This is a genomic window from Stenotrophomonas sp. JAI102 (assembly GCF_013409105.1).
In the GTDB taxonomy this organism is placed as follows: domain Bacteria; phylum Pseudomonadota; class Gammaproteobacteria; order Xanthomonadales; family Xanthomonadaceae; genus Stenotrophomonas; species Stenotrophomonas maltophilia_AA.
On record NZ_JACCCI010000003.1, the window covers coordinates 413,015 to 425,435 of the forward strand.

Consider the following 12,421-nt stretch of genomic DNA (forward strand, 5'->3'; position numbering starts at 1 on the left):
CGCGCCGCTGCCCTGCCTGGATTGCTAGCCCTGCCATGACCGTCCACATTCCCGCACCCGCTCTGTTTCCCGGCGACCAGCCCGACCCGCGCGCGCAGCAGTTCCGCATGCGCCGCCTGCAGGTCCACAACTGGGGCACCTTCTCCGGCCTGACCGAAGTGCCGATCGCCGAACGCGGCTTCCTGTTCGTCGGCCGCTCCGGCTCGGGCAAGTCGACCCTGCTCGATGCGATGTCCGCGCTGCTGGTACCGCCGGCCCTGGTCGACTTCAACGCCGCCGCGCGCGAAGCCGAACGCAGTGGCCGCGACCGCAACCTGGTCTCCTACGTGCGTGGCGCCTGGGCCGACCAGCAGGACAGCGGCACCGGCGAGATCGCCACCCAGTACCTGCGCAAGGGCGCCACCTGGACTGCGCTGGTGCTGGAATACCGCAGCAACGACGGCCGCATCGTCAGCCTGGTGCGCCTGTTCTGGATCGCCGGCAACGGCGCCGCCGCGGCCGATGTGCGCAAGCACTACATGGTCGCCGAGCGCAGCTTCGACATCGCACGCGACCTCGGTGGTTTCGACCTGGACCTGCGCAAGCTCAAGCAGCGCCTGGGCGATGTGCATCACTTCGACAGCTTCGCCAGCTATGCCGAACGTTTCCGCCACGTGCTCGGGATCGAGAACGAGATGGCGCTGCGCCTGCTGCACAAGACGCAGTCGGCGAAGAACCTCGGCGATCTGAACGTGTTCCTGCGCGACTTCATGCTCGATGCGCCGCGCACCTTCGATGCGGCCGAGCGGCTGGTCGATGATTTCGCCGAACTCGATGGCGCCCACCAGGCCGTGGTCACCGCGCGTCGCCAGGTCGAGACCCTGTTGCCGGCGCGCGGGCATTACGCCGATCTGCAGGCACTGCGCCGCCAGCGCGACGACCTGGACGAGATGAAGCTGGGCATCGACGGCGTGCGCGAGCAGCGTCGCCTGGCCCTGCTCGAGGCCCGCCTGCTCGAACTGGACACCCGCGACCGCGGTCTGTCCGGGGAAGAAGGCCAGCGCCGCAGTGCGCTGGAGAACCATGAAAGCCACCTCGCCGAACTGGAGGCGCAGCGTCGCCAGCAGGGCGGCGAACGCATCGAAGAGCTGGAACGCGAGCAGGGCCGTGTCGCCCAGGAACGCGACCGCCGCCTTGCCAAGCGCAGCCAGGCCAACCATGCCAGCCGCGAACTGGGGGAAACCCTGGCCGAGAGCGCGCATGGCTTTGCCGAACAGCTCGCCCGTGCACAGGCCCGCCTGGACGACGGCCAGCGCGCCGCGGCCGCACTGGATGAGGCCATCGCCGAACGCATGGGCGGCAAGCGCGACGACGAGCGCCGCTTCGCCGAGGTGCGTTCGGAACTGGACGCGCTCAAGCGCACCCCGTCCAGCATTCCCGCGCCGATGCAGCAGCTGCGCGCGCGCCTGAGCAGCGATACCGGCATTCCCGAGGCGGCGCTGCCGTTCGTGGGCGAACTGCTGCAGGTCCGCGACGAAGACGCCGCATGGCAGGGCGCCATCGAGCGCGTGCTGCACGGCTTCGCGCAGTCGCTGCTGGTCGATGAGCGCCACCACGCCCAGGTTTCGGAGTGGATCAACCAGACCCACCTTGGTACCCGCCTGGTGTATTACCGGGTGCGCCGCAACGACGATGCGCTGCACGGCCGTGAGCCGGGCGCGCGTTCGCTGCTGCACAAGCTGGAGCTGCGCGAGCACGGCTATGCCGGCTGGCTGCGCCGCGAGCTGGGCAAGCGCTTCGACTACGAATGCGTGGATGCACGTCATCTGCGCGACACCGACCGCGGCATCACCAAGGAAGGCCAGGTCAAGCACCCGGGCGAGCGCTTCGAGAAGGACGATCGCCACAACATCAGCGATCGCCGTCGTTGGCTGCTCGGCTTCAACAACCGCGACAAGCTGGACCTGTACGAGCGCGAAGCGATCGAACTGGCCCAGCGCATCGCCGCCTGCGACAGCGACGTGGCCGGCCTGCGCGCGCAGCGCGAACAGGACGGCAAGGCCCGCCTGGCCTGCCATCAGCTGTGCACGCTGGGCTGGGACGAGATCGATGTGGCCGCACCGCTGCAGCGCCTGGACGACATCGCCCAGGCCCTGCACGACCTGCGCGAAGGCAATGCCGATCTGCGCAGGCTGGGCGAACAGATCGAGAAGACCCGGGCCGATGTGGCCCAGGCCAAGCGCACCTATGAAGACGTGCGCGTGGAGCGCGGCCAGCTCGGCCGTGAGCACGAACGCCTGGAACGCCTGCACGAGCAGTGCGCGCCGTTGGCCAAGCGCGTGGTCACGCCCCTGCAGCAGCAGGGTCTGGATGAACGCGTCAAAGCGCTCGGCGTGCTCAGCCTGGAGAACCTGGAAGCCCACTTCCGGCAGATCAGCAACACGCTCAACGAACAGCTCGGCGGTTCCCAGGCCGAACACAACCGCCTGGAGAACCTGCTGCTCGGCTGCTTCCGCCGCTACTGCCAGGCGTGGCCGGAAGACAGCGGCGACTTCACCGTCAGCCTGTCCAGCGCCGAGGATTTCCTGGCCCGCCTGCAGCGGCTGGAGAACGATGGCCTGCCGCAGCACGAAGCACGCTTCTTCGATCTGCTGCAGAGCCAGAGCAAGAACAACCTGCTGGCCCTGCAGCGGCACACGGCCGAGGCGCGCAAGTCGATCGCCCAACGCCTGGACGAGGTCAATGCCTCGCTGGAGCAGGTGCCGTTCAACCGCGGCACCCTGCTGACCATCGAACTGACCGACCGCCGCCTGCCCGAGGTACTGGATTTCCATCAGCGCCTGCGCGACGTGCTGTCCCAGCAGCAGACCGAGCAGCGCGAACTGGCCGAAGCGCAGTTCGCGGTGCTGCGTGAGCTGGTCGCCAAGCTCGGCTCGCAGGAAGGCGAGGACAAGCGCTGGCGCGAGCTGGTGCTGGACGTGCGCCTGCACGTGGAATTCGTCGGCGTCGAACTGGATGCCGCCACCCGCCAGCAGGTCGAGATCTACCGCAGCGGTGCGGGCAAGTCCGGCGGCCAGCGCCAGAAGCTGGCGACCACCTGCCTGGCCGCCGCGCTGCGCTACCAGCTTGGTGGTGCCGACGGCCAGCTGCCCAGCTACGCGGCGGTGGTGCTCGATGAAGCCTTCGACAAGGCCGACAACGAGTTCACCGCGCTGGCGATGAACATCTTCGACAACTTCGGGTTCCAGATGGTCGTGGCCACCCCGCTGAAGTCGGTGATGACGCTGGAGCCTTTCATCGGGGGGGCCTGCTTCGTGGAAATCAGTGGTCGCCACGACTCCGGCGTGCTGCTGATCGAGTACGACGACGAGGGCCGGCGCCTGAAGCTGCCGGAGCGGGCCCGCGCGGGTGAGACGGCCGCGGTATCGGCACCGGCACCCGCGGCGATCGCGGCGTCTGACATGGTCGATGCGCCGAAGGAGGTTGCCGACCAGGTGATCGCCGGATCGCCCGCCGGGCAGGCCGACGCCGAGGTGGACGCCGTGGAGGCACCGGCACCGGTATCGCGCCCGAAGGTGGCCGCGGCCAAGGCGCCGGCAAAGAAAGCTGCAAAAAAGACGGCCACCAAGGCCGCCACCAAGGCCGCCGCGAAGAAGCCGGCCAAGCCCAAACGCTGAGCCATCGACGGGTCAGCCCCAGGGCTGGCCCGTCCGACTAACCGGCGAAGGTATCCCAGCCCATCCGGGCGATCAGCACCACCACCAGGCCGACGAACAGCTTGCGGATGAAGGGCGTGCCACCGCGCAGCGCCATCCGCGTGCCGACCACCGAGCCGATGATGTTGGCCGCCGCCATGGGCAGCGCGAACAGCCACAGGATGTTGCCGGTCGGCACGAAGAACGAGATCGCCGCCACGTTGGTGGCCACGTTCACCACCTTGGAGGCGGCCGACGCACGCAGGAAGTCCAGTCCGAAGAAGCGCACGAACAGGAAGATCAGGAAGCTGCCCGTGCCCGGCCCGAAGAAGCCGTCATAGAACCCGATCACCGCACCGATCGCCAGCGCGGTCACCAGCTCCCTGCGGCCGATCTCGCGCGGGCGGTGCAGGGCACCGAAGTCCTTCTTCCACAGCGTATAGCCGAGCATCGCCACCAGCAGCACCAGCACCAGCGGGCGGACCGCGTCCTTGGGCAGCAGGCTGACCGCTGTGGCCCCGGCAAACGAGAACACGAAGGCCGTGCCCGCCGCGAACAGCACCGGCCGCCACGGGAAGCGCACATTGCGCGCATAGCGGAATGCCGCGGCCGCGGTGCCGAACATCGAACTGAACTTGTTGGTACCGAACAGCATCGCCGGCGTGTGCTGCGGCAACACCGTGAACAACCCGGGCAACTGCACCAGCCCACCGCCGCCCACGGCGGCATCGACGAGGCCGGCGATGAAGGAAATCGCCACCAACCACAACAACTCAGGAGGAACCAGCTCAAGCACGGCAACACATCGCGGCAGAAGGCGCGCCAGCATACGCCCGCCCATCGCGCGACAATACCCCCATGACCACCGTCCCCTCCGATCTCTGTCCCTGCGGCCGCCCACTGGCCTACGCCGCCTGCTGCGGCCTCTACCATGCCGGCACCCCCGCGCCGGATGCCGAAGCGCTGATGCGTTCGCGCTACAGCGCCTACGTACGGCACTTGGCTGAGTACCTGCTGGCCAGCTGGCACCCGTCCACGCGCCCGGCCGAACTGTCGCTGGATGAACCACCCGGGCAGCGCACCCAATGGCTGGGGCTGACGATCCAGGCCCACACCCAGTCCGATCCGGACCATGCCCAGGTCCGCTTCCTTGCCCGCTACAAGGTCGGCGGCGGCAGCGCGGTGAAGATGCTCGAACACAGCCGTTTCGTCCGCGAAGACGGCCGCTGGTTCTATCTCGACGCAGTGCCCTGAGCGAGCGCGGCCGTGCGCACCGGCACGGTCCCCTGCTGCCCATGCGCGCGCACGCAGTTGCGGCCGGCGTCCTTGGCCGCATACAGGGCCTGGTCGGCGGCCTTGATCACCGCCTGCGGACTGTTGGCGACACGGCTGTCGGCCACGCCGATGCTCACCGTCACCTGCACCACTTCGCCGCTGCCACCGCGTCCGCGCTGCAGCTGCCCCGCCGCATCATCGCGGCTGCGGGCGGCGCGGTCGCGCAGGTGCATGCGCCCGCCCTCGATCCGGGCGCGGATCTCCTCCACCGCCGCTACGCAGGCCGGGGCAGGCCGATCCAGGAACACCAGCGCGAATTCTTCGCCGCCATAACGGAACGCGCGGCCACCGCCGCCGATGTCGGCCAGGCGTGCGGCCACCAGCCTGAGCACGTCATCGCCGGCGTCGTGGCCGTGGGTATCGTTGAAACGCTTGAAATGGTCCACGTCCACCATGGCGATGGTGTAGGTCGTGCCGACCCGCTGCAGGCACTCGTTCAAGGCCCGGCGCCCGGGGAGGCCGGTCAGTTCGTCGCGGTAGGCCATGTGGAAGGCTTCCTGCAGCATCGCCGAGGTGACCAGCAGCAGGGCCATGCAGCTGACCGCGGGCAACAGCGCGGGCGAGACGAACACCCGCGGCAGCATCCACCACAGACAGAGCAGCGCGATCAGCAGGGCGGTGTGCAGGGGCCGCGGCCGGCGCCAGGCCTGCACCGCCAGCGCCACCGCGGTCACCACGAACAGCAGCGCCGGGAACTGGGCCAGCGCGCTCCAACCACCGGGCAGCCACGCCAGGTGCCGGTCTGACAGCAGCGCCTGCATGCCGTCGGGGCCTTGTGCGGCCAGCAGCAGGAAAATCCCCAGCGCGGTTCCACTCACCACGCCGCGCAGCAGCAGGTCCTGGCGCAGCCGCCCGCGCTCGGGCCACAGCCCGTGCAGCAGGAACAGCAGCGGAAGCCACCAGGACACCGCATGGAAGATCAGCGGGGTCAGCGCCGAGATCGTGCCCTCGCGCAGGAAGGTGCCGACCACGCCGTGCAGCACGGCGAAGGCCAGCGCGATCGCCAGCATCAGGCACACGGCCCGCACGCGGGCGTAGATCAGTCCCAGGCCGATGCCTAGGCAGGCCAGCACCAGCGGCAGCAGGCGGTGTACGGGATTGCCGACCTCGGCCGCCGGCGTAGCGCCCCACAGCCCCACGGCCACCAGCACGGCAGGCAGCACGAACAGATAGTGGCTGGGCTGGCGTAGCAGATGCGTCCGCAAGAAGGGGTCCACGTGGTGGGCCGGCGCGCCGTGGCTGCAGCGTGCAAACCGGACAACACAGGCAATGGGTCTCCCCCGATAGCGGCCCGCGCGTATTCAACTTGAGCGCTGTCACCGTACCGATGCCGTGCCATGACGTGGCACTCACCCCGGCTGGTCGATCCTGATCGGGATGAATACCGCCGTCGCTGCCGCACCGCCCCTCACTGCCGCCCCGCCGTCGTCGCTGGCCGCCCGCTATGCCGGCGTGCGCGCCCGCACGGTCGCGCTGGCCGCGCCGCTCAGCGCCGAAGATGCCATGGTGCAGAGCATGCCCGACGCCAGCCCGGCGAAATGGCACCTGGCCCATACCACCTGGTTCTTCGAGCGCTTCGTGCTGGCGACCCGGCCCGGCTACGTGCCGATCGATGCGGACTGGCATTACCTGTTCAACAGCTACTACCAGAGCATCGGTCCGGCGCATGCGCGTCCCCAGCGCGGGCTGCTCTCGCGGCCGACGCTGGACGAGGTGCTGCGCTTCCGCGCCGAGATCGACCAGCGCGTGATTGCCGCACTGCAGGCCGGCACGTTGAGCGGGCAGGCCCAGCAGCAGTTGCTGCTCGGCCTGCACCATGAGCAGCAGCACCAGGAACTGCTGTTGACCGACATCAAGCACGCGTTCTGGTCCAACCCGCTGCAGCCCGCCTACCGCGATGACCTCGTGGCGACGCCGGCGCGTGCGCTGCCGCTGCAGTGGCTCAGCAGTCCCGAGCAGATCGTGGAGATCGGCGCACCGGTCTGGCCGACCCAGCCCACGTTCGCCTATGACAACGAATCGCCGGTGCACCGTGCCCTGGTCCCCGCCCATGCGCTGGCCAACCGCCCGGTCAGCAACGACGAGTACCGCCAGTTCGTGCAGGCCGGCGGTTACCGCGAGCCGCGCTGGTGGATGAGCGAGGGCTGGACGCTGTGCCAGGACCAGCACTGGCAGCATCCGCTGTACTGGGACGACGCACTGGAGCGCGAGTTCACCCTCGGAGGCTGGCGCGCGCTCGATCCGCACGCACCGGTCTGCCATCTCAGCTATTTCGAAGCCGACGCGTATGCGCGCTGGCAGGACGCCCGCCTGCCCACCGAGTTCGAGTGGGAAGCAGCGACCGCGGGCCGTCCGCTGCGGGGGCGCTTTGTCGAGACCGATCAGCTGCACCCCGGCGGCGCGGAGGAAGATGGGGACATGCTCCAGCTGTTCGGCGATGTCTGGGAATGGACCAGCAGCGCTTACGGGCCGTATCCGGGCTTCCGCACTTTCCCGGGCAACCTGGGCGAGTACAACGGCAAGTTCATGTGCGGGCAGTGGGTGCTGCGAGGCGGCAGCTGCGTGACGCCGGCGGATCACCTGCGCGCCAGCTACCGCAATTTCTTCGCCCCGTCGGCCCGGTGGCAGTTCGCCGGCCTGCGCCTTGCACGGGACGCCGCATGAGTTCGGTCCGGGATGCGCTCGACGCACTGACCGATCTGCAGCCGGATCGCGACCAGATCACCGCCGACATCCTGCGCGGACTCTCGGCCTCGCCGCGCCAGCTGCCGTCCAAGTACTTCTACGATGCCCACGGCTCGGCGCTGTTCGAGCAGATCACCCGGCAGCCGGAGTACTACCCGACCCGCACCGAGCTGCAACTGCTGCAGGACTGCGCGCGGGATATCGCCAAGGTGGTCGGCCCGCACCTGCATGTGGTCGAACTGGGCAGCGGCAGTGGGCGTAAGACCGAACTGCTGCTGCACGCGCTGCGCGATCCGGTTGCCTACACACCGATCGAAATCTCCCGCGCCGCGCTGCTGGACAGCATCAGCCGGCTGGCCGCGTCGCTGCCGGACATCGAGATGCTGCCGGTCTGCGCCGACTTCACCCAGCCGGTGCGGCTGCCGTCACCACAGCGCGAACCGGCCCGTCGCCTGGTGTTCTTCCCCGGCTCGACCCTGGGCAACTTCGCCCATGACGAGGCGGTCGCGCTGTTGAAGGCGATGCGCCAGACCATGGGCCCGGAGGGGATGGCCCTGATCGGCATCGACCTGCACAAGGATGCGGCGTTGATCGAGGCCGCGTACAACGACGCCGCGGGGGTGACCGCCGACTTCACCCTCAATCTGCTGCGTCGTCTCAATCGCGACATCGGCAGTGACTTCGATCTGGACGGCTTCCGCCATCGCGCCCGCTACAGCGTGCCGCGCCTGCGCATCGAAACCGAACTGGTCAGCCAGCGCGACCAGCGCGTGCACGTGGATGGGCAGAGCTTCGATTTCGCCGAAGGTGAAGCGATGACCGTCGAGTACAGCCACAAGTACACCGACGCGGTGTTCGCCCGGATGGCCGCCGACGCCGGTCTGCAGGTGACGGCGCACTGGAACGCCATCCATCCCGCCTTCGGCCTGCGCCTGCTGCAGCCGGCCTGATCGGCGCGGCATTGCCGCTATGATGCAGGTCCACTGGCTGCAAGGATTCCCGCCAATGCGATGGCCGCTCCTGTTGATGGCCGGGCTGTGTCTCGGCGCACCGTCGCTCGCGATCGCTGCGCCGGTTGCTTTCTCTACGTGCCTGGGCACGCTCAAGGCGCAGGCCGGCAAGCAGGGCATTACGGGCGAGCGCTTCGACGTGCTCACCGCCGGGCTGACCCCGGATCCCAGCGTGCTGCCGCTGCTTGATGCGCAGCCCGAGTTCACCACCCCGTTGTGGGATTACCTGGCCGCCCTGGTGGATAGCCAGCGCGTGGCGGATGGGCGCGCCCGCCTGGCCGAGCACCGTGACCTGCTGGCACGGGTATCGGCCGAGTACGGCGTCGATCCGGCCACGATCGTGGCGGTCTGGGGGGTGGAGAGCGATTACGGCCGCGTGTTCGGCAAGCGCCCGCTGCTGCAGTCACTGGCCACACTGTCCTGCGAGGGTCGCCGCCAGCCCTTCTTCCGGGGCGAACTGCTGGCCCTGCTCAAGCTGATCGACGCCGGCGACCTGCGTGCCGAAGGCCTGACCGGCTCGTGGGCCGGCGCGTTCGGCCACACCCAGTTCATGCCCTCCACCTATGCGCGCATCGCGGTGGACGGCGATGGTGATGGTCGTCGTGATCTGGTCGCGTCCATTCCCGATGCCCTGGCGTCTACGGCCAATTACCTCAAGAAGGCCGGCTGGCGCACCGGGCAGCCGTGGGGCGTCGAGGTGAAGATTCCGGCCGGCTTCAACGCCGGCCTGGCCGGTCGCACCCAGCGCAAGCCGCTGGCCGACTGGCGCGCGCTGGGCATCGTGCCGATCGCCGGGGGTGCCTTGGCGCCTACCGGGCTCCCGGCCGACAGCAATGCGGCATTGCTGCTCCCCACCGGTGCCAAGGGCCCGGCCTGGCTGGTGTTCCGCAACTACGACGCGATCTACGCCTACAACGCCGCCGAGAGCTACGCCCTGGCCATCGCGACGCTGGCCGACCGCCTGCGCGGTGGAACGGGTATCGTCGCGGGCTGGCCAACCGACGATCCCGGCATCGGCCGGACCGAACGCCGCGAGCTGCAGACCCTGCTGCTGGCCCGCGGCCACGATATCGGTACTGCGGACGGCATGATCGGCACCGCGACCCGCCGCGCCATCCAGGCCGAGCAACAGCGGCTGGGCTGGACCCCTGCGGATGGCCGTGCCGGCCAGCGCATCCTTACCGCCCTGCGCGGTGCTCCTCCTTCTTCAACGCCGACCATGCCCGCATCCACCGTGTTCACCCTGCCGCCCAACCACGCCCAGTACGTCCAGTCGCCGGCCGCGCCGCGCGCTGCCCTGCCCAAGGTGCCCGGCCTGAGCCTGGCCGATGTGCAGGGTTTTCCCGCGTGGACGGTCGAGACCCCGTTCGCCACCGCCGCGATCAGCGTGTTCGGCGGCCAGCTGCTGTCCTATGTGCCCAAGGGCGGGCAGGACGTGATGTGGCTCTCGCCGAGCGCCCAGCCGCTGCCGACGCCGATCCGCGGCGGCACCCCCGTGTGCTGGCCCTACTTCGGCCGCCAGGGGCAGGGCAATGACGTGCCCTCGCACGGTTTCGTCCGCAACGTGCCGTGGACCCTGCAGCAGGCACGCCGCGAGGCTGACGGCACGATGCTGCTGACCCTGGCCCCGCCGGTGCTGGAAAACCTGGACCTGCGCCTGCGCATGGAACTGCGGATCGGCCGCACCCTGGAACAGCGCCTGATCACCGAGAACACCGGCCGGCAGCCGGTCGCCTTCACCCAGGCCCTGCACAACTACTTCCATGTCAGCGACGCGATGCAGGTCAGCGTCGAGGGTCTGGATGGCCTGTCCTATCTGGACAAGTTCGAGAACTATGCCGCGCCGCGCCGGCAGCAGGGCGAGTGGAGCCTGCGCGACCCGCGCGATCCCGGCCGCAGCGACCGCATCTATACGCAGGCCGGCGGCCGCTACCTGCTCAAGGACCCGGGCCTGAAGCGGCGCATCGAGATCATCACCACCGGCAGCCGCTCGCTGGTCGCGTGGAACCCGGGCGAGGCCGGCGCCAGCAGGATGGCCGATGTCGGGGCAGGCTGGCGCAACTATGTGTGTCTGGAGGCGGCCAACGCCGGTCCGGACGTGGTGACCCTGGCGGCGGGTGCCAGCCACACCCTGACCCAGACCTTCCGGGTGCTGCCGCTCCAGTAAGTCATGGACGGGGCAGGGCGTCCGTCGCGCGCTGCTCCGGCCGCATCAGGCAGGCCGCGGTCGCAGCGCCACCAGGCAGATGCCACCGGCCACCAGCCCCCAGAACGCCGAGCCGATCCCGGCCAGCGACAGGCCCGAGGCGGTGACCAGGAAGGTCACCAGCGCCGCCTCCCGATCGGCCTCCTCACGCAGCGCCATCGCCAGGCTGTTGGCGATGGTGCCGAACAGCGCGATGCCGGCCACGCAGGCCACCAGTTCCTTGGGGAAGGCGGCGAACACGGCCGCCACCGTCGCCCCGAACAGCCCGACCACGATATAGAAGGCGCCCGCGGCCACCGCTGCGGTGTAACGCCGCGCCGGATCCTCATGTGCCTCGCGCCCCATGCAGATCGCCGCGGTGATCGCCGCCAGGTTCAGCCCAAAGGCGCCAAAGGGGGCGAGCAGCGTATTGACCACCCCGATCCAGCCGATCACCGGCGACACCGGCGTGTCGTAGCCGGAGGCGCGGATCACCGCCACGCCCGGGATGTTCTGCGAGGCCATGGTGACCACGAACAGGGGCAGGGCGATGCCGAACACTGCCGACCACGACAGCGTCGGCCAGGTGAACACCGGCGTGGCCAGTTCCAGCCGTACGTCCTGCATATGCAGCAGGCCCTGGCCGGCCGCGACCATCACGCCTACCAGCAGGGTGGCGATCACCGCATAGCGCGGAAACAGCCGTCGTCCAACCAGCCAGGTGGTGAACATCGCCAGCGCCATCCCGAGCTGGGTGCCCATGGAGACGAATACATCCAGTCCAAAGCGCAGCAGCACACCGGCGAGCATGCCGGCGGCCAACGCCATCGGTACACGCTTCATCACCTTCGCGAAGATTCCCGAGAAGCCGGCCAGCATCCCCAGCACCGCGGCAAGGACGAAGGCACCGATCGCATCGCTGTAGCCGACGGCGCTCGCACCCACCACGAGCATGGCAGCACCCGGCGTCGACCATGCGGTGACGACGGGCATCCGATAACGCAGTGACAGACCAATGCACGTCACGCCCATGCCAAGGCCCAACGCCCACATCCATGAGGCGATCTGCGCCTGATCGGCGCCCACCGCACGTGCGGCCTGGAACACGATCACCGCCGAACTGGCGAAGCCCACCAATACCGTAATGAAGCCTGCCATGACCGCTGGCAGAGAGAGATCGCGCCACAACGAACGTTTGCCGACCGCAGACATCGCATGCATTCCTGATGACAAGAGATGCATTGTTAGCAAGCCAGCGGCAGCACGCGCAACGCGCGTGCTGCCGCGCTTGTTGATGAGCAGCACGTAGGGATGACGGGTTGATGAAAAAGATCGACGAAAACGCTTGACGAATTTCCAGAAGTCTTTAGTATTCGCTCCCTCGCTGCGACGCGGTCTTCACCCCGGTGAACACCCACCCGCAGCGACGGCAACAAGCTTCGAAAGAAGGTGTTGACGGAAACGAAAAGCCTGACATAATAGGCGGCTCGCAACGACGAAAGCCTCTCGGGGCAAACGACGAAGCGGCATCG

Annotated in this window: 9 protein-coding genes; 5 read left to right on the forward strand and 4 right to left on the reverse strand. The window is 68.8% G+C overall.

Features of this window, described 5'->3' with window-relative positions; all coding sequences use genetic code 11:
- The first annotated feature begins 35 nt into the window (after positions 1-35).
- Positions 36-3,656 (forward strand): SbcC/MukB-like Walker B domain-containing protein, encoded by a 3,621-nt coding sequence (locus HDC96_RS15000; RefSeq protein ID WP_179460693.1) that lies wholly within the window; start codon positions 36-38, stop codon positions 3,654-3,656.
- 37 nt (positions 3,657-3,693) lie between these two features.
- Here HDC96_RS15000 and HDC96_RS15005 read toward each other — a convergent pair whose 3' ends face one another.
- Entirely contained in the window at positions 3,694-4,470 is a 777-nt protein-coding gene (locus HDC96_RS15005) for a TSUP family transporter (protein ID WP_179460694.1), read from the reverse strand.
- 62 nt (positions 4,471-4,532) lie between these two features.
- On the opposite strand from HDC96_RS15005, the gene HDC96_RS15010 reads away from it, so the two are divergent.
- Positions 4,533-4,928, forward strand: coding sequence for a YchJ family metal-binding protein (locus HDC96_RS15010; protein WP_179460695.1), 396 nt, complete (start codon positions 4,533-4,535; stop codon positions 4,926-4,928).
- On the opposite strand, the gene HDC96_RS15015 is transcribed toward HDC96_RS15010, so the two are convergent.
- Positions 4,907-6,214 carry a GGDEF domain-containing protein gene (locus tag HDC96_RS15015; RefSeq protein WP_179460696.1) on the reverse strand — a complete coding sequence of 436 codons (1,308 nt, stop codon included), beginning with the start codon at positions 6,212-6,214 and terminating at the stop codon, positions 4,907-4,909. The genes HDC96_RS15010 and HDC96_RS15015 overlap by 22 nt on opposite strands.
- A gap of 172 nt (positions 6,215-6,386) precedes the next feature.
- Here HDC96_RS15015 and egtB point away from each other — a divergent pair, with 172 nt between their 5' ends.
- From egtB to HDC96_RS15030, 3 genes are all read left to right on the forward strand, one after another.
- Positions 6,387-7,673, forward strand: a complete 1,287-nt coding sequence (gene egtB, locus HDC96_RS15020) for an ergothioneine biosynthesis protein EgtB (protein WP_179460697.1) — start codon at positions 6,387-6,389, stop codon at positions 7,671-7,673.
- Positions 7,670-8,644: an L-histidine N(alpha)-methyltransferase gene (gene egtD / locus HDC96_RS15025; RefSeq protein ID WP_179460698.1), complete on the forward strand. Its 975-nt coding sequence runs from the start codon at positions 7,670-7,672 to the stop codon at positions 8,642-8,644. The genes egtB and egtD overlap by 4 nt, the downstream gene beginning before the upstream one ends.
- A gap of 76 nt (positions 8,645-8,720) precedes the next feature.
- Entirely contained in the window at positions 8,721-10,871 is a 2,151-nt protein-coding gene (locus HDC96_RS15030; protein ID WP_179460716.1) for a lytic murein transglycosylase, read from the forward strand.
- A 45-nt stretch (positions 10,872-10,916) separates the two neighbouring features.
- Here HDC96_RS15030 and HDC96_RS15035 read toward each other — a convergent pair whose 3' ends face one another.
- The gene (locus HDC96_RS15035; protein WP_179460699.1) at positions 10,917-12,101 is read right to left on the reverse strand and encodes a benzoate/H(+) symporter BenE family transporter; all 1,185 of its coding nucleotides are present in this window, start codon (positions 12,099-12,101) and stop codon (positions 10,917-10,919) included.
- A 32-nt stretch (positions 12,102-12,133) separates the two neighbouring features.
- Positions 12,134-12,421 (reverse strand): hypothetical protein (locus HDC96_RS18270; protein ID WP_218842252.1); only part of this gene is annotated, 288 nt, incomplete at its 5' end.

Bases quoted from the DNA above. Each gene is read 5' to 3' on its own strand.
- HDC96_RS15000 (WP_179460693.1), top strand. From the start codon at position 36: ATGACCGTCCACATTCCCGCACCCGCTCTGTTTCCCGGCGACCAGCCC.
- HDC96_RS15010 (WP_179460695.1), top strand. From the start codon at position 4,533: ATGACCACCGTCCCCTCCGATCTCTGTCCCTGCGGCCGCCCACTGGCC.
- egtB (WP_179460697.1), top strand. From the start codon at position 6,387: ATGAATACCGCCGTCGCTGCCGCACCGCCCCTCACTGCCGCCCCGCCG.
- egtD (WP_179460698.1), top strand. From the start codon at position 7,670: ATGAGTTCGGTCCGGGATGCGCTCGACGCACTGACCGATCTGCAGCCG.
- HDC96_RS15030 (WP_179460716.1), top strand. From the start codon at position 8,721: ATGGCCGGGCTGTGTCTCGGCGCACCGTCGCTCGCGATCGCTGCGCCG.
- HDC96_RS15035 (WP_179460699.1), bottom strand. From the start codon at position 12,101: ATGTCTGCGGTCGGCAAACGTTCGTTGTGGCGCGATCTCTCTCTGCCA.